The following is a 22,545-nucleotide window of genomic DNA, read 5'->3' on the forward strand; positions in this document are numbered from 1 at the left end:
CGCGGTTTCAAGCGCCGGTGGCGCGCATTGACCGGCAGACGGCCTTGGCGTAGTGCTTTGACGGTTTTCGCTCCCCGCACGCCACGGATCCATGCATGAAAAACGCCGTCGAAACGCAGTTTGACGCCTTGCTGGCGGCCAAGCCGTCCCAGGCCTACACCTTCGATCCCCGCCGCCTCGGTCCCAAGGACCGGGCCATCGTGGCGCTGCTGCGCGCCGAGGGGCTTAAGGGCAAGGCCTGCCTGGACGTGGGGCCGGGCACGGGCCGCTGGCTGACCTTTCTCGCCGGGGAAGGGGCCGGCCCCCTGGCCGCTGCGGACATCTCCGCCGAAGCCCTGCGCCGCTGCGCCCCCCTGTGCGCGAAGACCGTCAAGGCGGACCTCACGCGCGAACGCCTGGATTTTCCCGACGACGCCTTCGACGTCACGGTGTCCTTCGAGGTGCTCGAACACATCCCCTACCCGGACAACTACGTCGCCGAACTGCTGCGCGTGACGCGCCCCGGCGGACTGCTGCTCCTGTCCGTGCCCAACGTCGCCTCCCTCATTTCGCGCATCCGCCTGGTCCTTGGCGCGCTGCCCCCGGCCATCAGCCACGACCCCACGCACCTGCGCCATTACCGACAGCGCGATGTGGCCGCCCTGTTCGCCCGCTTCGGGCAGCGGCCGACGTTTGCGCCCACGTCCTTCTCGCTCAATCCCCTGGACCCGAAAAGCCGGCTGCGCCTGCCCTCCTGCCGCCTGACCGCGAGCCTCGACGATTCCCTGCTGTTCTCCCTGCGGCCGGAAAAGCCGGGACGCGCCGCGCCGTGAAGATCGCCCAGTTCATCAGCCATTTCGCCGACGCCCTGGGCGGGCTCGAGGTCTGCGTGCACAACATCGCCCTGCGCCACCAGGCCATGGGCGCGGACGTCACCCTCTACTGCCGCAACCCCGAGCGCGTGGCCTTTGCCGTGCCCTACCGCATGCGCCGCTGCCTCCGCCTGGTAAAGGTCCGCCAGACCTACCCCGTGAGCATGTGGCTGGCCCGGGCGTTCGTGGCCCGCGAACAGCGCCGCCACGGCTACGACGTCTGGCAGGTCAACGCCGGCTACCCGTACGGCGCGTTCCTCGGCGGCTATTTCGAGAAAAGCGGCGTGCCCGGCGTGCTGCGCTGCTCCGGGGACGACATCCAGGTGAGCGAGTCCCTGGGCTACGGCGTGGCGCGAAATCCGAAGATCGCGCGCATCATCGACGGCAACTACGGCCGCTTCGACGCCCTGGTCGCCATCTCCGACACCGTGCGCCTTGCATACCTGCGCCTGGGCGTGCCCGCGTCGCGCATCCGGCTGATCCCCAACGGCGTGGACGCCGCCCGCATCGCCGCCGTTCCCGCCGACCCGGACGTCCGGGCGCGGCACGGCATCCCGGCCGGGGCGCTGACGCTGCTTACCGTGGGCCGCAACCACCCCAAGAAAAATTACGCCTCCATCCCCGGCCTGCTCGCCGCGCTCCTCGATCGCGGTTGCGACGCCTGGTGGCTGGTGGTCGGCGGCGGCAGCGCGGCCATCGACCGCTCCGCCCTGCCCGAGGGCCGGCGCGACCGCCTGGTCACGGTGGAGACCGTGGCCCCCGGCCGCGACGCGGGCGAGCTCCCGTCGCGGGAGCTCGTGGAATACTACAAGGCGGCCGACGTGTTCGTCATGACCTCGCTGCTCGAGACCTTCGGCATCGTGCTCCTGGAAGCCATGGCCGCGGGGCTGCCCGTGGCCGCCTTCGACGCGCCGGGCGTACGCGACGTGGCCGGCCCGGACGTCGCCGCGGTCTGCCCCGCGGGCGACAACGCGGCCATGGTCGGGGCCATCCTCGAGGCGGCGCGCAAACGCGGCGACGACGCCGCGCGCGAGGCGCGTCTGGCCTACGCCCGCGCCCATTCCTGGGACCGCGTGGCCGCGGACTACCTCGCGCTCTACGAGGAACTGGCCCGAACCGCTCGAACCACCCGGAACGGCGCGGACGCGTGAACTACCTCGTCGTCACGAGCCTGTACACGGGCATGCTCCCGTCCCTGGCCACGGGGCGCTACGCCCCCTGCGGCGTGCCGGCCTACCACAAGCTCCTGGAACGCCTGAGCGCCGAAGGCGTCGCCGTGACCGCCCTGGTCCTGGCCAAGTCCCCGGCCGCGTCCGCGCCGTTTTCCGGCGTGACCGAACGCACCTTCCCGGAACTGCCCGGCGTGCGTTTCGTGGTGGTCCCGTTTTACGGCCGCTTCCTGCGCCACGGCAGCCTGGCCGAGCGGGCCAACGAGGCCGCGCAGCTGCTCGTCTGCGCCCGAAAGCTCTTCCGCCTGCGCCCGGATCTCGTCTACGCCGACCGGGCCAGCCTCAAGGCCGCCGCCCTGGCCTCCCTGGCCGGCTTCAGGACCGTGGTCCGCTTTCTCGGCATCGCCAATTTCCCGACCCTGGCCGCTTCCGCCAGGGCCAGGCTCCTGTCGCCCCTGACCTGGCTCAGCCTGTTCGTGCGCTACGACCTCATCGTCTGCACCGAGGACGGCAGCCCGTCCCGGGCGTTCTTCGAGCGCTGCCGCCACCGGCGCACCCCGGCCCTGCTCGCCTTAAACGGCGTGGACGCCGCCCCCGGGGACACGGCCGACGGCGCGGCGGACGCCCTGCGCCGGGCCCACGGCTTCGCCCCGGACACCCCCGTGGCGCTTTTCGTCGGCCGCCCGAGCCCGGACAAGGGCGCCCTGGACCTCCTGGACGCCCTGGCCGCGCTGCGCCGCCGGGGCACGGCCTTCGGCGCGGTGTTCGTGTGCGGCGCGCCGGGCGACGCCCTGCGCCGGGAAGCGGCCGCCCGGGGCCTTGGCGACGCCGTGGCCGTGCGCGACGCCGTACCCCACAGGGAACTTTCCGCCTACTATCGCATGGCCGACGTGTACGTGTCCCTCAACCGCTTCGGCAACCTGAGCAACACCGTGCTCGAGGCCCTGCGCGCCGGCGTGTGCACGGTGCTGCTGGGCCCCGACCGCCGCGACGGCACGGACGCCGCCACCGAACGCCTGGTGCCGCCCGAGGCCGCGGCGCGCGTAGACCGGGACAACCTGGCCGCGGCGCTGCCGGAAACGCTGCACGCCCTCCTGACCCGGCCGGACCTGCGCCGGGGCTACGCCGCGCAGGCGGCGGCGCTCTCGCGCAGGCTGCTGTGCGGCTGGAAGGAGCGCCTCGACGCCGAGGCCGCGTTGCTGCGGCGCGTGGCCGGCGGCGGCGCGGTCACCCCGCAGGCGGTGGCCGGCCTCACGGCCCGGGGCGCGGCCTTCCTGCCCCCCCGCGGGGCCTAGACAGCCATGCCCCTCCTTCCCAAAGGGAAGCCGCAGGCGCGGGATTACGCTTTGCCAGCCGCCGCCTCTTCGGGTAACACCTCGCCGAGCCGGCGGAACCGACCGCAGCGCACCACGACCGTATGAACAACATTCCCATCCTTTCCACGCTGGTCCGCTACTACCGGATCTTCTCCAAGTACGCCGGACGCCGCCTCCTCGCGCTGTTCCTGCTCATCCTCGCCGGAGGCCTGACCGAGGGCATCGGCTTTTCCCTGGCCATTCCCCTGCTCGGGGCCGGTATCGGCGGCATGCCCGACAACGGCTTCGTACGCGCCGTGCGCGCCGCGTTCGCCTTCGTCGGCCTGGAGCTCACGCTGCGCCCCCTGCTCCTGGTCCTGGTGTCCACCTTCCTGCTCAAGGGCGCGCTGGTCTTCCTGCAGGAACTGCTCAAGGCCATGATCACCACGGGCATGGAACGGGACCTGCGCCAGCAGTTTTGCGCCAAGTACGCGGCGATGCGCTACCGCTACTTCACGGACACGAGCATCGGCCACCTCAACAACCTGGTCACCACCGAAATCGGCCGCGCCATGTCCGGGCTCAACAACTACCTCAACCTCATCGTCAACCTCGTCTACATCATCGTCTATGTCTCCCTGTCCCTGACCATCAACGCGCCGCTGACCCTGCTCGTGCTCGGCCTCTGCCTGCTGGCCGGGCTGTGCCTCAAGCGCATGACCCGGCTGCTGGAGCGCACCTCGCTGCTCGTGTCCGAGACCAACAGCGCGGTGCAGAGCCTGCTCATACAATTCATAAATAATTTCAAATACCTCAAGGCAACGAACGGCTTTTCCGCGCTGCTTTCCCACCTCAACGGCAAGATCGACGAGAACCGCCGCCATACGCTGCGCAGCATGGTGCTTCCGGTCCTGACCGCCTCGGCCGTGGAGCCCCTGGCCGTGGTCGCCCTGGCCGTGCTGGTCTGGTATTACGTCCTCGGGCAGGGCAAGAGCATGGCCGAGATCCTGGTGGTGCTACTGTTTTTCCACCGGGCGTTCCTGCGCATCTTCGACTCCCAGAACGTCTGGCAGCGCTTCAGCGCCTACGTGGGCGGCATCCTGACGGTGGACCAGGCCGCCGCCGCCCTCGACGCCAACCGCGAACCCGACGCCGGCGCGCCGGTGGCCTCCTTCGAACGGGAGATCCGGCTCGCGGCAGTCACGTTCGCCTACGGCGAAACCCCGGTCCTGTCGGACGTGAGCCTTACCATCCCGAAAAACGCCTGCGTGGGCATCGTCGGGCACTCGGGCGCGGGCAAGACCACCCTGTTCGACATGCTCACCGGCCTGCTCCCGCCCGATGCCGGCAGCATCAGCCTGGACGGGACCGACTACCGCGACCTGCGCCCCGGCGACCTGCGCCGGCTGTTCGGCTACGTGACCCAGGAACCCGTGATCTTCAGCGACACCATCGCCAACAACATTTCCTTCTGGTCCTGCGACGGGGCCGCACCCGCCTGTCGCGAACGCATCCGCGAGGCGGCGCGCCTGGCCCACGCCCGGGCCTTCATCGAGGAATCCGGCCGCGGCTACGACGCCGCCATCGGCGACAAGGGCGTGCGCCTCTCGGGCGGCCAGCGCCAGCGCGTGGCCATCGCCCGGGAGATCTTCAAGGACCCGCCCATCATGATCTTCGACGAGGCCACCTCGTCCCTGGATTCCGAATCAGAGGCCATCATCCAGCAGAGCATCCGGGACATGGCCGGCCGGCGCACGGTGGTGATCATCGCCCACCGCCTGTCCACCATCCGCGACTGCGACCGCATCTACGTCCTGGACAAGGGGCGGCTGGTGGGCGAAGGCCGGTTCGAGGAGCTTTACGCCATGAAGGATTCGCTTTTTTACCGGATGTGCCAGGCCCAGAAGTTGTGAGGAAAGCCACGTGGCAAACGCAGCGAACGCGACGGAACACGCCCGGCCCGCGATGGAAATAGCCCTCGATCCGGCCTCCCCGTGGCGCGAGGCGGCCTTCGCCCCGGGCCGGGCCTTTTTCGCCGGGGACAAGGAAAGCGCCGCGGCCGTGCTTCGCGTCCTGGAAGGCCCCACGCCTCCCGCGCCGCAGGCGATACGGGACGCCTTCCTGCGCCAACGCGGCCAGTTCGCCGTGATCGCGGAAACGCCCGAGCTGCTCCTGGCCGGGGTGGACGCCGTGCGCAGCCTGCCGCTTTTCTACGCCGAGGACGGCCGGGGCGGCCTGCGCCTGTCCAACGCCGCCCGGCTGGCGCTGGCCGTGCAGCCCAGCCCCGGAGTCGCCCCGGAATGCCTTCTCGAGGCACGCATGGCCGGCTACGTGACCGGCGCGGACACCCTTTTTGCGGGCCTGCGCCAGATTCCCTCCGGGGAATACGTGCTCTGGCCGAAAGACGGACGCGCGCCGCGCCGGGAATGCTATTTCGCCTACCGGCCCCGGGAACCGGCCGGCGCGACCAAGGCCGCGTGGCTCAAGGGCCTGGACCGTTGCATCACCGAAGCCTTTGGCCGCGTGCTGGAACGCGCCGGGGACGCGCAGTTGCTCGTGCCCTTAAGCGGCGGCCTGGATTCGCGGCTGGTGGCCTGCAAGCTCAAGGAACTCGGCGCGCGGCGCATCCTGACGTTTTCCTACGGCATGCCCGGCAACCAGGAGGCGGCGACCGCCCGCAAGGTGGCCGCAGCCCTGGACCTGCCCTGGGTGGACGCCTGCTCGCGGAGAGGCCGCGCTCGCAGCATCGGACGCTCGGAGGCGCTGCGGCGCTATTTCGACTATGCCGACGGCCTGTGTTCCCTGCCCTCGGTGCCCGAATTCGAATGCTTCCAAACATTGCGGGAACGCGGCCTGCTGGAACCGGGCGCGGTGGTGGTCAACGGCCAGTCCGGGGACTTCCTCACCGGCGGCCACATTCCGCGTGCGTTTCTCGAACCGGGGAAAGGCCTCGACGACGTGGTCGCGCACATTCTCGGCAAGCACTACGCGCTCTGGCAGGATCTGCTGACCCCGGAAAACCTCGCCGTGGTCCGGCGGCGCGTCGCGGCGGATCTGCAAGCCCGGGCGGACGGGGAACCCTGCCCGGAAAACCTGGCCGCGTGGTACGAGGGCTGGGAATGGCGGGAACGGCAGTGCAAGCTGGTCGTCAACGGCCAGCGGCTCTACGAATTCTTCGGCCTCGGCTGGGAACTGCCCCTGTGGGACTTCGATCTGGCCCGCTTCTACGAGACCGTGCCCCTCGACTGGCGGCTGGACCAGGGGCTTTTCAAGGAATACCTCGCCGCCTACGACTACCGGCAGGTCTTTTCCGCCATCGCGCGGCCGTCTTTCGGCTATTTCGGCCCCTCACGCTTCTGGCTGCCCTACGCCACCATGGCCATGCGGGTTTTCCTCGGCCGCTGGGGACTGCGCTGGGCGGAGAAGCTCGGCGCCTACCACCACCACTACGGCAACCTCTACGCCATGCTCGGCTGGCGGCATTTCCTGTCGCGGGTGGGCCGGGCCACCGTGCCCCCGGCCAGTCGCGGCGTCACGGCCATGTTCTGCGAATGGTGGCTGCGCCGGGCCGGCCTGCTGTAAGGCCGCGCGGACGGACTCAGCGCCCTTCCTCGGGAAAGAGATAGTCCTCGAGATACGCGGTGTCCGGCCGGCGCGGCGGCTCGGCCACGGTCCGCAGCAGGTCCTCCCGGCGAAACGTCGCCCGGTTGTCCGCGTCGTAGGCGCAGGGCAGCACCCGGCAGCGCCGCGCCATCTTTTCGTACACGTCGGGATACCACGGCTCCCAGCCGGCGTCGGCGAAAATCACGGTCTTGCCGGAGCACATGCTCCAGTGCAGCGTGGAGGACATGCCGTACTGAAGGACGACGGCGTCCACGGCGTCGAGGACGCCGGGTGCCTCAAACGGCCGCGTCTCCACGCGCAACCTTGGGATATCCTTGAGGATGTCGCATCCTTCCCAGCCGACGGACTTGGGACGCTTCTTGAAGACCACGTCATAGCCGGCCTCCGCGAGCTGCCGGCAGATCCCGTAGTAGAAGTGGTAGTTCACCATGGTTTCGGCGCAATGGTACCCGGCCCACTCCTGGATGAGCGCCAGCTCGAGAACCATCACGCGCCGGATGCGCTCCGGCAGGGGCTTGTCGGCGCAGGCGCGGAAGCGGTCGCGAAAAAACGTCGTGTCGTCGTGCTCGATGGACACGGCATTGCCCCGCGCCGGAGGATGACTGGCCAGGTTGCGCCGGAAAAGCGGCACGCTGCCCGGGGTGTAGGCCATGAACGCGTCCACCGTGCTCAACTCGTGGTAGGCCAGGCGCGGACTGTCGGAGTGGCAGACGTAGTAGCCGTGGGGAAAACCGGTGACGCGCACGCCGTGGCGGCGCGCGGCGAGGCTCGCGGCGCGGGTGAAGGGGTTGCCGGCCGTGGGCGTGAGCAGCGCGCCCGGCCGCACCCGGCCCAAAAGCGCCAGCAGGCCGGCATAGCCCCGGGCCATGTCGGCCAGGGATTCGCGGGCGAATGTCGCCAGGGCATCGGCCAGGGCCGGCGGCAGGGGCGCGTCCAGGACGTCGCGGGCGTAGGTCGCGGCGAACGCCGTGTAGTCTTCGGCAAGCGCGGCGAAACGGGCCTGCGCGCCGGCCGGCGGCGCGGCCTGCGCGCCGTGCCATTCCCAGGGCGCGAACACCCGCGTCCATTCGGCCCGGCCGTGCGTGTGCGCCCGCACGAGCACGTTCTCGGAATGGAACGCGAACACGCAGCGCGACGGGTCCAGGCCGTCCAGGACCTTGTGGAGCTTCCCCCTGTTGTACCAGAGGGAATAGAGGAAGTTCTTGAGCCGCCCCTTGGCCAGGCCGCGTCCCAAGGGACCGGGAAGCCGGGCCGGCGGCAGGGAGAACGGCCCGTCCGGGCGCAGAAACTGCGGCACCAGCCGCAGCCCCGGGCTGTGCCGGATGACCCGCCCGGCGCGCGTGAGCCGGGACACGGCCGCGTAATGGTTGAGCACCTGGGCGTACAGTTTGGGGATCAGGACGCAGGACAGCGCGCTGTCGCCGACGAACGTGTCGTCGCAGGCTTCCACCAGTCCGATCCAGCGCGCCATGAGCGCCACGGTCAGCCCGTGCGTCTCCTCCCGGCCCACGGGCCAGGAAAAGGACGCGTGCCAGGCCGGGATGTCCGCGTCCCGCAGGGAGAAGTAGTCGTAATGAAAATCCCGCGCCATGCGCCGCCTTTCCGCCCCGCCTAGGAGAGTGATTTCAGGGCCCCGGCCAGGGTCTCGGCCACACGCTGCAGCTGTTCCCGGGTGATGCCGGGCCACACGGGCAGGTTGATCAGCCGCCGCCAGGTGTGCCAGCTCACGGGCAGGTCCTCGGGCGCGTAGCCGAAGCGCTCCCGGTAGTAGGGCTGGATGTGGATGGGCGGGAAGGACAGGCGCGTGTCGATGCCGCGCTCCTTGAGATAGGCCACCACGCCGTCGCGCACGGCCTCGTCCACCTGCACGGCGAACATGTACCAGGACGGCTGGGTGACGTAGTCCGGCACCACGGGCAGGGCCAGGCCGGGGATGCCGGCCAGCAGCTCGCGGTAGGCCGCGACGATGCGGTTTTTCTCCGCGATCATCCAGTCCAGGCGCGTGAGCTGCACGATGCCGAGCGCGGCGGCGATGTCGCTCATGCGGTAGTTGAACCCGAGCGCCACGTGGTTGTAGCGGCCTTCCTGGCCCTGGTTGAGCAGTACGCGCATGCGGGCCATGAGCGCCGGGTCGGCGGCGGTGATCATGCCGCCCTCCCCCGTGGTCACGGTCTTGTTGGGGAAAAAGCTGAACAGGTGCAGCGGGGAGACGCCGCCGATGGCGCGGCCCTTGTAGGTCGCGCCCAGGGATTCGGCGCTGTCGGAGACCACCGCCACGCCGTGGCGGCGTCCCAGTTCGAGCACGGCGTCGTAGTCCACGGGCAGGCCGTTCATGTCCACGGGCACGAGCGCCTTGGTGCGCGGGGTGATGGCCGCTTCCAGGATCTCCGGGGTGACGTTGTAGGTGTCCGGGTCGCATTCCGCGAGGACCGGCGTGGCCCCGAGGTAGAGCACGGCGTTGGCCGTGGAGATGAACGTGAGCGAGGGCAGCACGACCTCGTCGCCCGGGCCCACGCCAAGGGCGGCCAGGATGACGTGCAGGGCGGCGGTGCCGCTGGAGACGGCGGCGGCGCTTTTCGCGCCGACGGCCTTGGCGAAATCGGCCTCGAAGGCGTCCACCTTCTTGCCCTTGCTGATCCAGCCCGACTTGACCACGTCGTAGACCGCGCGGGCGTCTTCCTCGGTGGTCACGACATTGGCGACAGGAATGGTTTCCATGCGTGCGTTCCTTTATTGACGGACCGTGGGCGTAAAAATGCCGAAAACGGTGTCCGTGCGGCGCGCGGCGCGCAGCCGCTCGCGGTAGGCGTCCTGGCACGCCCCGCCGAGCAGGGCGTCGAGAGGGCCGTCGCCGCCCGGCCGTCCCTTGGACAACCAGGCGAGATGGTTGGACAGGGGATAGCGCTGGACATGTTCGAAGGCAAGGGCGGCGAACCCGTGCGCGCCGAGCAGCCGGCGCAGGGCGTCCTCGCCGTAGACGTAGTGGTGCATCGGCTGGAAGTAGAAATCCTTGTAGGCCGCGCAGTCGTAGAGCGACAGCAGCGGGTCCGCCGCGGACGGGGTTTCGAGGATGAGCCGTCCGCCCGGGGCCAGCAGGCCGGCGCAACACTCGAGAAACGGTCCCGGCTGCGCGATGTGCTCGAGCACGTGCAGCGCGACCAGCGCGTCGAAGCGGCGCGGCGCAAGCTCCGCCACGTCGCCGGCGCAGACCAGCCCCGGAAAGCGTGCTGCCGCGAATTCCCGGTGCGGCGGGCACGGTTCGACCAGGGCGGCCGCGGACAGGCGGCCTTCGGCCCACAGCGGGCCGATGAAGTTGCCGCAGCCGCCGCCGATCTCCGCAACCGATGCGCCGTCCGGCAGATACGGCGCGAGGATGCGCCGCCGGTAGCCCTGGGCCGGGGCGCGCCGGGCGAAGGTCTGCGCCGCGGTTTCGGGCCGGTCGATGACGCCGCGCGCGGCCAGATGGCCGGCGTAGCCCGTATAGAGGGCGGCCGTGGCCCCGGGCTCGAGCTGGGGCCAGACGAAGAGCACGCCGCACGCCGCGCAGGCGTACACCGCGCGCCCCGGGGACTGCCAGACCCGGGGCCAGTACGGCGTCACGTCCGCCGCGCCGCAAAGGGGACAGGTTTCGGGCGTCATGCGTTTCGCGAATAGTAGTCGACGTACCAGGCCGCGGTGCGCGCGAGCCCTTCCTCGAGGGACACGTCCGCCGCCGGCCCGAGGGCGGCGATCCTGGACACGTCCGGGCAGCGGCGCGGCGTGCCGCCGGCCGGGGCCGGTCCGGGGCGCACGATGATTTCCACCCCGAGGGCGCGGCCAAGGGCCTTGGCCAGTTCCAGGATGGAAAGCTCCTCGCTGCGGCCCACGTGGTAGATTTCGCCGGGCGCGCCCCGCTCGCCCGCGAGGATGATCTGGTCCACGGCCGTGTCGACGTAGCAAAAGGCCCGGGTCTCCGCGCCGCTGCCCTGGATGGCGATCTCGCCTTGGGAACGGGACAGGCCGCTCGTTGCCGCGCAGATCTTGCGCACGAGGTCCGGGATGACGTGCTCGAAGCCCATGTCCGGGCCGTAGACGTTGTGGGGGCGGAAGATCACGCCTTCGGTCGCCGTGCCGCGCAGGTAGTTAAGCGTGAGCAGCTCGCTGATGAGCTTGCCGCCGGCGTAGGAATAGCGCGGGTTCTTCGGGTCCGGGATGCGCATGCCCTCGGTCTCGTCCGTGGGCACATGCTGCGGCGTCTGGTAGACCTCGGAAGAGGAGGCCAGGATGTAACGCGGCGTGCCCTCGGCCAGGACCGCGGCCAGGGTGGACAGCGCGCCGCGCACGCCGACGTCGAGCACCAGCGCCGGCTTTTCGTAGAAAAACCGGGTGCCGTTGACGAAGGCCAGGTGGTAGACCGCGTCCATGCCGGCCGTGGCCTTGCGCACGGCGGCCTCGTCGCGGATGTCCGCCGCCACCATCTCGATGGCGTCGGCCACGTCGGCCAGGCGGCCGGTTCTGCCCCGCGAATCGTCATCCAGCACGCGCACGGCGTAGCCGCGCGCGACCAGTCCCTTGACCAGGGCCGAGCCGATGAAGCCGGTGCCCCCGGTGACCAATACCCGTTTGGTGGTCATGCAGCCTTCTTTGCGCCTCAGCCCACGCCCACGGCGGCGTAGAGCATGCCGGGACGGGCGAGGATCTTCGTTTTGGGAAACAGGTGCCAGGCGTCGTAGAACAGCGCCGGCCGGTTCATGGAGCCGAGCAGGGCCGGCAGATCCCAGGACAGGTAGGAGCGGTGGTTGTTCATGACGAACACCGCGTCCGCGCCGGCGAAGCCCTCGGCCAGGTCCACGGCCGTAACGCCAAGGGCGGCGATGTCCGCCGCGGGCGTGACCGGATCGTAGCCCCGGATCCCGGCGCAGCGGCCGCGCAGCGCCTCGAGGAACCACAATGTGGTGGAATCGCGCAGGTCCGAGGTTTCGGGCTCGCCCTTGAAGGCGAAGCCGACGATGAGCACCCGGGCGTCGGCCAGGCGCTTGCCCTGGCCGGCGAGCATGCACTCGGCCCGGTCGAGGATGGCCTCGGGGGCGCGCTCGTTGATCACGCGCGCGGCGGAGACCAGGGGAGCCTGCATGCCGTGGCGCTCGAACACCGTGCGCAGGATGTAGGGATCCTTGGTCAGGCAGGGGCCGCCCACGCCGGGCGAGGGCAAGGGAATGTCGTTGCGGCCGTAATTGTGGTTCACGGCCTCGATCAGGGCGTGGATGTCGAGCCCCATGCGCTCGGCCAGCTCGGCCAGCTGGTTGGCGAAGGCGAATTTCACGTCGCGGTAGACGTTGTCCATGAGCTTGCACAGCTCGGCCGCCTCGAGGCCGTCCACGCGGATGATGGAGGGCGTGTACTCGTTGAACAGGCGCGAGGCCATCTCCACGCTCTTCTCGTCCAGGCCGCCCACGATCTGGGGCAGGCGGGGCAGCTCCTTGAGCGCCCTGCCCTCGGCCGTGCGCTCGGGGCAGTAGGCCACGAAGAAGTCCCGGCCCGCGACCAGCCCGGAGACGCGCTCGAGTTCGGGAATGACCACGTCGCGCGTGGTGCCGACCATGACGGTGGAACGCAGGATGACGAGGTTTTCCCGGGACAGGTTGCCCCCGACGGTGGCGGCGGCGGTGCGGATGTAGTCCAGGTTGGGCTTTTTCGTGGCCGGGTCCACGGGCGTGCCCACGGTGATGATGAAGATGTCCGAGGCGCAGGCCGCGGCGTCGGCCACGAGCTGGAGGCGGCTGCCCACGTGGCGGGCGAGCAGCTCCTCGAGGCCGGCCTCGAAAAAGGGCGGCTCCTTGCGGCCGAGCCTGGCCAGAAGCGGCGCGTTGACGTCCAGGCCGTTGACCGAGAAGCCGGCCTCGGCCAGGGCCAGGGCCAGGGTCAGGCCGACGTAGCCCAGGCCCAGCACCAGCACGGACTTGCTTTTGATGTTGACGAACCCGAGGTCCGTGGTGGCCAGATCCACCACGCCGGTAAGCCGTCCCCGGGCGTCCACGCGCGGGATGAGCTGAATGCGCCGGCCGATGAGCTTCTTGGCCTCGCCCAGGGACAGGTCGTCCGCCACGGTGACGGGATTGGGGTTCAAATGCTTGCCGGCGGGATCGTCGGGGGATGCGCCGGCGCGAAAGGCCCGCAGCACGTCGCCCTGCGTCAGGATGCCGCACAGCGTGCCGTCCGCGTCCACGCAAAAGCCCACCTTGCGGGCTCCGGCCATGATGCGGTCCGTGGCTTCGCCAAGGCTCGCCTCGGTCCCGAAAATCATCTTACGCAAATTCGTATCCATAGACATACTATCTCTCGCTACGTCGATCAGCGGTGGCTTGTAATGAGTTGCGTGGTCTCCCGCAACAGTCCCAAGGGCAGCCGACGCGATTCCAGGGTGATGCGCACGCCGTCGCCATCGGCGCCGGGCAAGCCGCGAAACAGCGGCAGGACGCCAAGCTGCCAGTCTCCGGGAACGAGGGGCAGGTGGGCGTCGGTCTCGCCGTCATTCCCCGACAAGTGGACCTCAAAGAGGCGATCCCCGTGGCGGGTCAACAGTCTTTCCAGGTAGACGTGGCGGTCGAATCCCAGGATGGCGGAAGAGACGGCCAGGTGCCCAAGGTCCAGGAGCAGACCAACGTTTCCGGGAAGCGGAGCGATGAGAGCCTCCATTTCCTCCATGGTGTTGGCGAGGGAGGTGACCTCGGTGCGGGTGGGAAAAAGATTCTCCACCGCCAGCCTGATCCCGTATGTTCCCGCGAGGCGGTGGAGGGCCGGGAAATTGTCGTGAAAACAGGACAGGGTGTCCGTCATGGAGCGGGGTGAACCGAAGAACTCGAAGTGCCCGTCGGGCCGTTCGCGGCCGTCCCGGCGGTATCCGGGATGGAAGGAATAATAGGGAGCGCCCACGGCCGAACAAAGGCGCAAGGCGTTGTCGGCCAGGACGAGACAGCGGGAAAGCAAGGCCTGGTCGGCCGTGGCGAAGTTCAGGACAAACGGAGTCGGCGGCGGCGGAAAGTAGTTGTGAACGAGGATGTCGGCGACCCCGTGCCCCCGAAGCCTTTCCAGGGCCATCGCAATTTCCGCCGGCGTCAAGGGAAGGCCGCCGGAAAGCTCGACAGCCGGAAAACCGGCTACGTCGGGGACGCCGTCGGGCGTCAGGATATTGCGCTCAAACGCGGTGCTGGAGAGAAAAAGCATCGGGATCCGTGACGCAAGGCAGACGGTATGTCAGAATGCAGCCGGCGCGGTCCGGCTATTCACCCTTCAGCAACGGACCGAACTGACGACTGAAAACCACCGGGAAATTGTCCAGATAACGATTGATGGCCTTGAACTCGTTTTCCACAAACGGCACCTCGCAATTGGCGCATTTATACCCCTGCGCATTACAGTAGGAAAAATCTTTGTCCAAGTGCGATTTTCTCAGCTGGAGCATCTTTTCATTGTTCCAGCAGTCCATGAAGTCAAAATTATCACTTTCGTTGATATTACCGATGACGAAGCGCTCCGAGAAGTCGTAGGGACAGGGAGTAATGTTGCCATTCCAGCGAAATCCGAAAAAATACCACGGCATCACGCAGCCGGGATGGGCACTTTGCGGGGACTGGTAGAGACTCTTCGCCTCGTCCGCCATTTTGCTGTTGCCCTGAATGGAATAAAGTTTCGTCGTGAAAACGCGGTCCACTCGCTGCGCCCAAAACTCCCGGAAGGGCACCATCTCGTGGGTGTTGAGGCTCGACTCGCAAGCCATGGTGGCGACGAAGCAGCGGCCGCCTTCTTCCTTGTTGATTTCAACGAGCCGCAAGATATTGTCCTGAACCTGCCGGAAGTAATCCTTCCCGGTTATCTTCTTATAGGTCTCCGGCGAATGGGCATGGATGGAGACCTGGATCTTGGCGATGCCCGCACGCACGAGTCCCTCGGCCAGTTGCTGGGTGAGGAGAACCCCGTTGGTGATGATGTAGCAGGGAACATTCCTGTCCGTGGCGTACTGGACGAACTCGACGATCTTTTTATGCATGAGCGGCTCGCCACGGCCGATCATGGTCACCGGCGCGACAATACCGTGCTTTTCCATGGAGTCGATAATACGCCGCCATGTGGCAGGGTCCATGAACCCCAGTTCGCCTTTCGCTTCCGGGGGGGTACACATGGCGCACTTGAGGATGCAGGCGTTTGTCGGCTCGATATAAATATGGTTAGGGGGTACCGGCGAGACAATTTCCCCGCGCTTGAGCGCTTCGTGCCGCATGATTTCCAGTCGCAAATGCTTTTCCAACAAGGCTTGCAGACTCATGAGCGTACCTCTTTCTTCATCTTCAGGTCACCTCAGGCGACGAGCACCGCTATTCGGCCCTTGTAGCCGGACCTCTCATATTCATTACGAATGGTTGCGGCATAGGCATAAGGGATGACGACAATCACGTCCATGTCCGTCAAGGGGATACCGGCCTTGTCGCGGATAGGAAAGCCGCCTATGCGCTTTCCGTATTTTTGCGGATCGTTGTCGGTGACAAACAACTTCCCCGCCACCGGTTCGACCCAGCCCAGGATGTTATTGAGGGAGTTGCTGGCGCCGTGGATCAGGACGTTTCCCCCCGAGGCCGCGACGGTAAAACGTTCCAGGCACCGTGAAAGTTTTGATCGGTAATCGTCGTACAGGATGAAGTCAAGGGGAAGTGCGGTCACCACGTCCGACTTCACGGCCTGCACGTACAGGTTGTCGGCCTCCTTCTCGAGGTGCCACAGTGAAAAGCCGTTGCGTGCAAGCAGAGCGCGAATGGAGTGTTCCGTAAAGTAGTGCCAATGCTCATGCATAAACACCGCCGGGTCGCCGTTGACGAGCTGTTGCTCACAATTTGGCACGCAAAAGGACAGCATGCCCTCGTCGGCAAGCCATTTCCGGCAATCTCGCAGCATTTGATGCATATTTTCGATGTGTTCGAAAACATTGCATGCCAGAATCAAGTCGAAGGAAGGACCAGACAAAGGCAAATCCGGTCCAAAGACGGCTTTGAGCAGCTGGACGCCCTCGTGTTCCTCGTTCCCGGGCAAGGAAGGATCCAGACCGACCAGCCGCGTGGCCCCCTGCTCCTGGAATCGGCGCAGGAGATACGCATTGGGGCTGCCTATCTCGAGCACGCTGCGGGGTGGCGTGGGAGGACTCAGCAGCGAAAGCATGCGCTCGGCGCGCTTGCGCCCCCATTGGCCTACGCCGGTGGCAGTCGAGGCCTGCGCAATCACACTGTTGTAAATAGCGTCCATTGTTTTTGAAATAACCGGGTCTGCCGGTTGGAAGACATGGCCGCAGTCCAAGCACTGCCGGATGCGGCAAGGAAGTTTGTCCGGCCTGGCCGCTCCTGGTGCATAGCCCCCAACGAACACTTCTATATCGGGCATGGTCAGGATGTCACAAAGATGATCGCCACCGCACAGAAGACAGGGCATCGCGTCCTCCTACCAGGAAAAATCACATTTTTTCAGCAGCAACGAGTAGGTTTTTTGAAATTTGGACGTGTCGATGGCGCACTTCGCCCGAATCCCGCGCGGTTCGAGAATGACCCGAGCATCCGGCCGGCCGCGCGCTGCCACGAGGGCATGGGCAAGAGCGACATAGCTGGTGTTTTCAGCGCAGCCGAGGTTGTAGGTCCCGGCCCGGGGCGCGGCGAGCACGGCGAGGAGCGCCTCGGCCACGTCGTCCGCGTGGATGAAGTTGCTCACCCGCTCGCCTTCCCCGAACAGCGTGATCGTGTTTTTTTCCGCCAGCTCCCGGGCGAGCACGGCCACGAGCAGGTTGTCGCCCTGGCCCGGGCCGTAGGCCTGGGCCAGGCGCAGGTTGACCACGCCGGTTCCCGCCGGGGCGAGCAGGCGCAGGAGCATTTCCGCCTCGAACTTGGCCAGGCCGTAGAAACCTTCGGTGTTGGCCGCCGGATCGATGGGGCCGTCCTCGTCGAAGACCCCGTCGCGCACCGGGTACACGGCCAGGCTCGAAAAATTGACGAGCCAGGCCGGGCGCAGCGCCCGGGCCAGGGCCAGCGCGCCCCGGGTCAGGGCGGCGTTGGCGTCGTAAACGGCGGGATCGCGTTCGCGGCCCGCGCCGGGCAGCGCGGCGGCCATGTGGACCAGGGCGTGGACCGGCCCGAACCCGGCCGCGTCGGCAAAGGCCGCGACCGCCGCCGGATCGGCGAGGTCCAGGGCGTAAACGTCCCGGGCCGCGTCGCCGGCACGGCGCGGCGAAACCAGACGCGCCACGCGGTAGCGGCTATCAAGCGCCGGGCAGACATGCCGCCCCAAAAACCCGGCCGCGCCCGTGACCACGACCAAGGGCAACGCGGCGCTCACCGCCCCTCCGGGTCGTAGATTTCTTCGGGATAGCGCAGCACCTTGCCGAAACGGGGCGCAAACGCGGGCAACGGCAGGCCGAGCACGCGCTTGAGGGCGTATTCCGGCTCGTTGACCCCGAACTGCGTGCGCATGCCCGTGGAACCGGAAAAGCGCAGGTTGATCTCGAACACGCGCGCCCTGCCCGCTGTGTCCAGGCGCAACTGCACGTTGGCCGGCCCCCAGACGTCCAGGGCGTCGGCGGCCCGGGCGGCGGCCTCGGCCACGGCCGGCGGCGTGTCCGGCGTGTTCCAGGCGACGTTGGTGTTGCCGTCGCGCAGGCGACGGCGCAGGCAGATGACGTTTTCCACCTTACCGTCGAAGCGCAGCACGCCGCAGGTGTATTCCGAATCCGCGTCGCCCACGGCCTCCTGGATGACGGGATCGGCGACCAGGGGCAGGCAGGCGGCGAGCGCGTCGGCGTCGGCGGCCAGGCGCAGACCCTTGCTGCCCGTGCCCCGGCGCGGCTTGACGATCACGGGAAAAGGCAGCGCGCCCAGGTCGTCGCCGGGCAGAAACGAGGCCGGCGGCGCAAGGCCCGCGTCGCGCAGGGCGGCGAAGGTGGCGTACTTGTCGTCGGCCGCGGCCACGGCCCCGGGCGAACCCACGAGCACCGTGCAGCCGGTTTCGGCCTCGATGCGCGCCCTTGCCGCGGCGAAGTGCGGCAGCTCGAAACCTATACCTATAAACAGCACGCGCAGGGCGTGGCGGCGCACCAGGGGCAGAAAGCGTTCGAGGTAGTCCTCGAAGGTCACGTCCGGCTTGAGGATGTCGGGCATGAGGTGGGTGGTTTCGATCCAATAGGAGCCGGCCGTGCCGGGCAGGTACTCGAAACCGACGAGTTCCAGGCGGTCGGCCAGGTCGCAGGCGAGAAGCGACTTGACGACGCCCTGCCCCACCAGGGAACCGACGCAGGTGACGCCGACGGAAATCTTGCTCATGTGGCGGCTCGTGCGGGAGAATTTGGCGCGTCCGGGAACAGCAGCGGCCGCAGCAGGGCGCCGATCGCGCCCACCTGGGACGGCTCGTGGGCGTCGGAGCCCAGCGAGACGCGCGGATCGTACCGCGCCAGCAGGGGCAACAACCGCGTCAGGACCGGGGCGTGGTAGCGGGCGTTGACCTCGAAGGCCACGTCGGCCCCGGCGCATTCCCGCGCCAGGGCGTCCATATAGTCCAGGGGAAAATCGCCGTAAAGGGCCAGGGACATGCCGCCGGCGTGGGCCAGGACCTGGGCGCGGCCGCCCCGCACCAGCGCCAGCCCGAAGTCGCGCTCGGCCAGGGCCAGCTCCTCCCGGGGCAGGGCGCGCGGCGGCCGCGACCCCTGCGCTCCCGGCACGGCGTGCACGCTGCCAAGCACCACGTCCGCCGCCGCATAGGCCGCGTCGGGGATGTCGAGCGTCCCTTCCCCGTCGCAGACCTTGGCCTCGAAGCCGACCCAGATGCGCGGCCCCCCTACCCGGCGCAGGTTCGCGGCTTCGTGCGCGAACCGCGGCCAATAGGTAGACGTGCGCCGGATGTGCTCGGTAAACGCCAGGCGCGACAGGCCGAGCGACACGGCGCGGTCGGCGTAGGCCCGGGGCGGCGCGAGGCCGTCGGTGAAATCCGTGTGCGTATGCCCTTCCACGGCGAGATCCGCCGGAGTCAGAGCGGAAAAACGCGGGAACAGCGCCGTCGCGCGCTCAGGAGGCATCGGCCACCATGGCGAGTTCGAAGAAGTCCTCGGCCGCCATGTCCACGAGCAGGCGCTTGCCGAGCAGCTTGCCGATTTCCGTTGGCGCCAGGCCGGTGCCGGGGCGCTTGGCCGTGATGTCCTGCGCGGAGAGCACCGTGCCGGCGGCGAGGTCGCGGGCGGCCATGAGGCTGCGGCGCATGTTGGCGGCGTTGGCCAGCTCCTCGGGCTGCACGGTCTTTTCGGGGCTGCCGAGGGCGGCTTCCACGTCGCGGATCTGGCGCACCATGGCGGCGAGCTCGTCGGGCTCGATCGAGGCGGCGTGGTCCACGCCGGGCAGGTTGCGCGACAGGGTGAAGTGCTTCTCGATCAGGGCCGCGCCCAGGGCGGCGGCGGCCACGGGCACGTGGATGCCCCGGGAATGGTCGGAGAACCCGACGGGCACGCCGTAGCGCGCGGCCAGGGTCGCCATGACGCGCAGATGCAGCTGGTCGTAGGGCGCGGGATACTGGGAGGTGCACTGGAAAAGGGCCAGTTCGCCCGCCCCGCGCGCGCGCAGCAGTTCCACGGCGTGATCGACCTGCTCCAGGCGCGACATGCCGACGGAAAGCAGCACGGGCAGCCCGGTCTCGGCCAGGGCGGAAAGCAGGTAGTCGTTGTTGCAGTCGGCCGAGGCGACCTTGATCGCCTCGCAGCCGATGTCCACGAGGATGCGCAGGCCCGCGACGTCGCAGGCCGTGGACAGGAAGGCGATGCCGCACTCCCCGCAATAGGACTTGAGTTCGGCGAAGCGTTCGGCGGGAAATTCCAGGGAGCGCGACCATTCGAGCTTGGACATGCCGCCGATGCGGCCGGAAAAATAGCCGGGCTTGCTCGAATGCTTGGATTCGCTGGCGCTGGTGCGGTGGGTCTGGAACTTGACGCAGTCCGCCCCGGCGGCGGCGGCGCGACGCACCAGTTCGAGCGCCAGATCGAAGTCGCCGTTGTGGTTGATGCCGGCTTCGGCGATGACGCACGCGCCGGGCTGCGGCCGCACGCGGGAAAGCCATTGCATAGACGGTGTCCTCTTTTTTCGCCGCGTCGCGGCGGCGCGTTGGTTTCGTGGCGGCGCGAACCGGCGTCGCCGCCCTACCCGCCCTGCCCGTGCCTGCGCCAGTAGTTGCGCAGCCACTGTTCCTTGGGCCCGCCGGGGCAGCCGGCCAGGGCCCGGGCCAGGTCTTCCTCGCCAAGGCTCGCGCGCCAGCTTTCGAACCGGGCCTCCTCCAGCTTCGCGGCGGCCTCGCGGCGGCGCTTCAGCTCCGCGGCCGCGGACGCCGCCTCGACTTCCTCCCGGGACACGTAGTCCGGGTGGGCGCGCAACATGCCCCAGCGCGCCAGGGCGGTAAAGACGTAGGCCTGCGGGTTCTTGACCGCCTCGCCGCTCCCGAGCTCGGTCAGCCGGCCCGTGGTCTCGAGCTCCCAGTCGGCGCGGTCGAGGCTTACGCGCACGGACTCCATGTCGAGCGCCTTGTCCAGGCGCGCCCGCGCGGCCACGGCCTGACGGATCTGCTCCACGCGAAACCCGGCCTTGCGCACGGCCGGCCACATCATGGCCAGGAACTCGTCGTCCCAACCGAAGGCGTTTTCAGGAAAGAGAGAAAGATCTTCTCTTTCTTTTCTTAAAGAGGCGGCGGTAGCGGCCGGCTGACCGGCCGGCTGTCCGGCCTGGAGAGCGGCCGTCCGGCTTTCGGAGGGGCTTGTTGTCGGGCCTTCTGTGTGGCCGACAGTCCGGCTGTCCGGCTCCGGGGGTGTCCGGCCTTCGGAGTGGCTTGCGGACAGGCTCCAGGACAGGCCTGCTGCCTGGCTTGCGGACAGGTCGCAGCCGTACTGGGCGAGCACGGCCTGGTGGAACTCCAGGCGCACGCCCTGGATGTTGCCGTCGCGGGCCTTTTTGAAGGCGAGGATGCCGAGCGCGGCCAGGCGGCGCAGGATGGTGCGCACCGTGGCTTCGCGCATGCCGAGCGCGGCGGCGATGTCGCGGAATTTGACGATGTAGGGCCGGGCGCGCAGGAGGAATTCGAGGACGCCGCGCTGGTTGGCGTTGAGCCGGTCGCCGGGTCCGGACAGGCCGGGAAAGGGGCTGAAAGTCCGGTTTGGAGACTGGCTTGCTGACGGGCTGGCCGATAGCCCTGCCCCGCCGTCCGGAGTGTGGCTTTCTGACAGGCTGCGTGTCGGGTCTTCCGACAGGCTGGCCGGCTGTCGGGCTGGCTGACAGGCCTGCTGTGCGGGGGACAGGCTGGCCGAGGGGCTGGCTGTGCGGTTTTCGCCCCGGCTGTCGGGCTGGCCGTCTGGCTGGTTGCCGGGCGGGCTGACAGGCGGACTGACGGACTGACCGGCCGGCTGTGCGGCTGGCCTGGAGACCGGCTTTGTGACAGGCTTTTTCTCCGGCTTGACGTGCGGCCTGGATACCGGCCTTGTCTCCGGCGCGGCGGCGCGGGCCACGGCCGGGGCCTGCGGCGCGGGGCGCGGCGCGACCGGTTCGGCCGCGCCTTTGCCGGTCAGAAAGGCGATGGCCTGCTCGGGAAAGGCGTCGAGGGTCGGGAACGCGGCGAAGGTTTCCCGCGGCGGCACGCTGGAGAAGAGATCCGGTTCGGGATCAGGCTTCTTTCTGGACACGCGCGAAGGTCTCCCTGGCCAGGGCCGCGTAGTCCTGGGCCCCGGATTTGTTGGCGTCGAACTCGAAGATGGTCTTGCGCTGGGAATGGGCCCGGTCGATGTCGATGTTGACCCGGATTTCCGTTTCGAAGACCGGAATGCCCTTGGCGTCGAAGAAGCCGCGAATGCGGTTTTTGTTCTTCTTGTGGGTCATGGCCCGGCCGTCGAACTTGGTCAGGACCACGCCGAGGAGCAGGAGCTTCTTGTTCTGCTGCTTGGCCTGGGAAAGGACCTGGATGAAGGTGGAAAAGCCGTCCAGGGCGTACTGGTCGCCCACGGGGCAGGGGACGAGGACGAAGTCGGAGATGAGCAGGGCGTTGCGCAGCATCGGCCCGATGTTGGGCGGGGTGTCGATGATGACGAAATCGTATTTTCCGATATCCTTGTCGTTTTGCAGCAGCCGGGAAAACCCGAGCACGGAGTCTATGCCGGAATAGGAACGCACCTCCCATTCCATGCAGCGTATGGAATTGGGAACGATTTCGAGGCGTTCGGTACGCGTGGCGCAGGCAAACGGCGAAAAGGCCCCTTCGGGGTCTTCCAGCGCCTTGACCAGGCTGGAATTTTCGCGCAACCCCAAATCGGGGAGCAGCGTCGAGGTGGTGTTGGATTGGGGATCGCCGTCGATGACGAGCACGGATGCGCCGTCACGCGCCAACCCTGCGGAAAGATTCACGCAAGTTGTGGATTTCCCCACGCCGCCCTTGTTGTTGCCCACGGTAATGATGCATGGTCCGGCCACATTCCTCCCCCCAGTAAATTTCCCTGTGGGTCACATTTTCACCCATATGCAAATTTGTCAACGAAATGCAGTGCCCGCGCCTCGTTCCATCATAGCGGGAAGGCGCGGCCATGTG

19 protein-coding genes are annotated in these 22,545 nt (G+C 68.1%); 5 read left to right on the forward strand and 14 right to left on the reverse strand.

Translation table 11 applies throughout. The annotated features are described in order from the left end of the window. The first annotated feature begins 95 nt into the window (after positions 1-95). The 5 genes from Q368_RS24060 (at position 96) to Q368_RS0116955 (ending at position 6,897) form a co-directional block, all read left to right on the forward strand. Positions 96-812: a class I SAM-dependent methyltransferase gene (locus Q368_RS24060; RefSeq protein WP_029460234.1), complete on the forward strand. Its 717-nt coding sequence runs from the start codon at positions 96-98 to the stop codon at positions 810-812. After that, entirely contained in the window at positions 809-2,002 is a 1,194-nt protein-coding gene (locus tag Q368_RS24065) for a glycosyltransferase family 4 protein (RefSeq protein WP_029460235.1), read from the forward strand. Before Q368_RS24060 ends, Q368_RS24065 begins: the two co-directional genes overlap by 4 nt. Then, the gene (locus Q368_RS0116945) at positions 1,999-3,315 is read left to right on the forward strand and encodes a glycosyltransferase (RefSeq protein ID WP_029460236.1); all 1,317 of its coding nucleotides are present in this window, start codon (positions 1,999-2,001) and stop codon (positions 3,313-3,315) included. Before Q368_RS24065 ends, Q368_RS0116945 begins: the two co-directional genes overlap by 4 nt. Before the next feature lie 122 nt (positions 3,316-3,437). Beyond that, the gene (locus Q368_RS0116950; RefSeq protein ID WP_029460237.1) at positions 3,438-5,228 is read left to right on the forward strand and encodes an ABC transporter ATP-binding protein; all 1,791 of its coding nucleotides are present in this window, start codon (positions 3,438-3,440) and stop codon (positions 5,226-5,228) included. Positions 5,229-5,238: 10 nt separating this feature from the next. Further along, positions 5,239-6,897 (forward strand): asparagine synthase-related protein, encoded by a 1,659-nt coding sequence (locus Q368_RS0116955; protein WP_156955772.1) that lies wholly within the window; start codon positions 5,239-5,241, stop codon positions 6,895-6,897. A 16-nt stretch (positions 6,898-6,913) separates the two neighbouring features. On the opposite strand, the gene Q368_RS0116960 is transcribed toward Q368_RS0116955, so the two are convergent. The 14 genes from Q368_RS0116960 to Q368_RS0117025 all read right to left on the reverse strand — a co-directional run bounded on the left by Q368_RS0116960 (position 6,914) and on the right by Q368_RS0117025 (position 22,430). Continuing rightward, entirely contained in the window at positions 6,914-8,530 is a 1,617-nt protein-coding gene (locus tag Q368_RS0116960; RefSeq protein ID WP_029460239.1) for a hypothetical protein, read from the reverse strand. A gap of 20 nt (positions 8,531-8,550) precedes the next feature. Further along, complete coding sequence (locus tag Q368_RS0116965; protein ID WP_029460240.1) at positions 8,551-9,657, reverse strand: DegT/DnrJ/EryC1/StrS family aminotransferase; 1,107 nt, start codon at positions 9,655-9,657, stop codon at positions 8,551-8,553. Between the two features lie 12 nt (positions 9,658-9,669). Continuing rightward, on the reverse strand, positions 9,670-10,578 hold the full coding sequence (locus tag Q368_RS24070) for a class I SAM-dependent methyltransferase (protein ID WP_052360246.1): 909 nt from the start codon (positions 10,576-10,578) through the stop codon (positions 9,670-9,672). Then, on the reverse strand, positions 10,575-11,552 hold the full coding sequence (locus Q368_RS0116975; RefSeq protein WP_029460242.1) for an NAD-dependent epimerase/dehydratase family protein: 978 nt from the start codon (positions 11,550-11,552) through the stop codon (positions 10,575-10,577). Before Q368_RS0116975 ends, Q368_RS24070 begins: the two co-directional genes overlap by 4 nt. 17 nt (positions 11,553-11,569) lie before the next feature. Beyond that, on the reverse strand, positions 11,570-13,222 hold the full coding sequence (locus tag Q368_RS0116980; protein ID WP_052360247.1) for a nucleotide sugar dehydrogenase: 1,653 nt from the start codon (positions 13,220-13,222) through the stop codon (positions 11,570-11,572). Positions 13,223-13,269: 47 nt separating this feature from the next. Beyond that, complete coding sequence (locus Q368_RS0116985) at positions 13,270-14,142, reverse strand: sugar phosphate isomerase/epimerase family protein (RefSeq protein ID WP_029460244.1); 873 nt, start codon at positions 14,140-14,142, stop codon at positions 13,270-13,272. Between the two features lie 55 nt (positions 14,143-14,197). After that, entirely contained in the window at positions 14,198-15,241 is a 1,044-nt protein-coding gene (locus Q368_RS0116990) for a radical SAM protein (protein ID WP_029460245.1), read from the reverse strand. 32 nt (positions 15,242-15,273) lie between these two features. Beyond that, complete coding sequence (locus Q368_RS0116995) at positions 15,274-16,392, reverse strand: class I SAM-dependent methyltransferase (RefSeq protein ID WP_029460246.1); 1,119 nt, start codon at positions 16,390-16,392, stop codon at positions 15,274-15,276. 9 nt (positions 16,393-16,401) lie between these two features. Further along, positions 16,402-17,286 (reverse strand): NAD-dependent epimerase/dehydratase family protein, encoded by an 885-nt coding sequence (locus tag Q368_RS0117000; protein ID WP_029460247.1) that lies wholly within the window; start codon positions 17,284-17,286, stop codon positions 16,402-16,404. Next, entirely contained in the window at positions 17,283-18,266 is a 984-nt protein-coding gene (locus Q368_RS0117005; protein WP_052360248.1) for an ATP-grasp domain-containing protein, read from the reverse strand. The genes Q368_RS0117000 and Q368_RS0117005 overlap by 4 nt, the downstream gene beginning before the upstream one ends. Then, positions 18,263-19,015 carry a PHP domain-containing protein gene (locus tag Q368_RS25875; protein ID WP_029460249.1) on the reverse strand — a complete coding sequence of 251 codons (753 nt, stop codon included), beginning with the start codon at positions 19,013-19,015 and terminating at the stop codon, positions 18,263-18,265. The genes Q368_RS0117005 and Q368_RS25875 overlap by 4 nt, the downstream gene beginning before the upstream one ends. Next, positions 19,005-20,048 (reverse strand): N-acetylneuraminate synthase family protein, encoded by a 1,044-nt coding sequence (locus tag Q368_RS0117015; protein WP_052360249.1) that lies wholly within the window; start codon positions 20,046-20,048, stop codon positions 19,005-19,007. Before Q368_RS0117015 ends, Q368_RS25875 begins: the two co-directional genes overlap by 11 nt. Before the next feature lie 74 nt (positions 20,049-20,122). After that, positions 20,123-21,649: a LexA family transcriptional regulator gene (locus tag Q368_RS0117020; protein WP_029460251.1), complete on the reverse strand. Its 1,527-nt coding sequence runs from the start codon at positions 21,647-21,649 to the stop codon at positions 20,123-20,125. Further along, positions 21,630-22,430, reverse strand: coding sequence for a ParA family protein (locus Q368_RS0117025; RefSeq protein ID WP_029460252.1), 801 nt, complete (start codon positions 22,428-22,430; stop codon positions 21,630-21,632). The genes Q368_RS0117020 and Q368_RS0117025 overlap by 20 nt, the downstream gene beginning before the upstream one ends. Positions 22,431-22,545 lie beyond the last annotated feature (115 nt).

The organism is Solidesulfovibrio alcoholivorans DSM 5433, from assembly GCF_000702665.1.
Classification (GTDB): domain Bacteria; phylum Desulfobacterota; class Desulfovibrionia; order Desulfovibrionales; family Desulfovibrionaceae; genus Solidesulfovibrio; species Solidesulfovibrio alcoholivorans.

What these genes read in the sequence shown, in the direction of transcription:
- Q368_RS24060 (WP_029460234.1), top strand. Translation starts at nt 96, where the DNA reads ATGAAAAACGCCGTCGAAACGCAGTTTGACGCCTTGCTGGCGGCCAAG.
- Q368_RS0116950 (WP_029460237.1), top strand. Translation starts at nt 3,438, where the DNA reads ATGAACAACATTCCCATCCTTTCCACGCTGGTCCGCTACTACCGGATC.
- Q368_RS0116960 (WP_029460239.1), bottom strand. Translation starts at nt 8,530, where the DNA reads ATGGCGCGGGATTTTCATTACGACTACTTCTCCCTGCGGGACGCGGAC.
- Q368_RS0116965 (WP_029460240.1), bottom strand. Translation starts at nt 9,657, where the DNA reads ATGGAAACCATTCCTGTCGCCAATGTCGTGACCACCGAGGAAGACGCC.
- Q368_RS24070 (WP_052360246.1), bottom strand. Translation starts at nt 10,578, where the DNA reads ATGACGCCCGAAACCTGTCCCCTTTGCGGCGCGGCGGACGTGACGCCG.
- Q368_RS0116975 (WP_029460242.1), bottom strand. Translation starts at nt 11,552, where the DNA reads ATGACCACCAAACGGGTATTGGTCACCGGGGGCACCGGCTTCATCGGC.
- Q368_RS0116980 (WP_052360247.1), bottom strand. Translation starts at nt 13,222, where the DNA reads ATGATTTTCGGGACCGAGGCGAGCCTTGGCGAAGCCACGGACCGCATC.
- Q368_RS0116985 (WP_029460244.1), bottom strand. Translation starts at nt 14,142, where the DNA reads ATGCTTTTTCTCTCCAGCACCGCGTTTGAGCGCAATATCCTGACGCCC.
- Q368_RS0116990 (WP_029460245.1), bottom strand. Translation starts at nt 15,241, where the DNA reads ATGAGTCTGCAAGCCTTGTTGGAAAAGCATTTGCGACTGGAAATCATG.
- Q368_RS0116995 (WP_029460246.1), bottom strand. Translation starts at nt 16,392, where the DNA reads ATGCCCTGTCTTCTGTGCGGTGGCGATCATCTTTGTGACATCCTGACC.
- Q368_RS0117005 (WP_052360248.1), bottom strand. Translation starts at nt 18,266, where the DNA reads ATGAGCAAGATTTCCGTCGGCGTCACCTGCGTCGGTTCCCTGGTGGGG.
- Q368_RS25875 (WP_029460249.1), bottom strand. Translation starts at nt 19,015, where the DNA reads ATGCCTCCTGAGCGCGCGACGGCGCTGTTCCCGCGTTTTTCCGCTCTG.
- Q368_RS0117015 (WP_052360249.1), bottom strand. Translation starts at nt 20,048, where the DNA reads ATGCAATGGCTTTCCCGCGTGCGGCCGCAGCCCGGCGCGTGCGTCATC.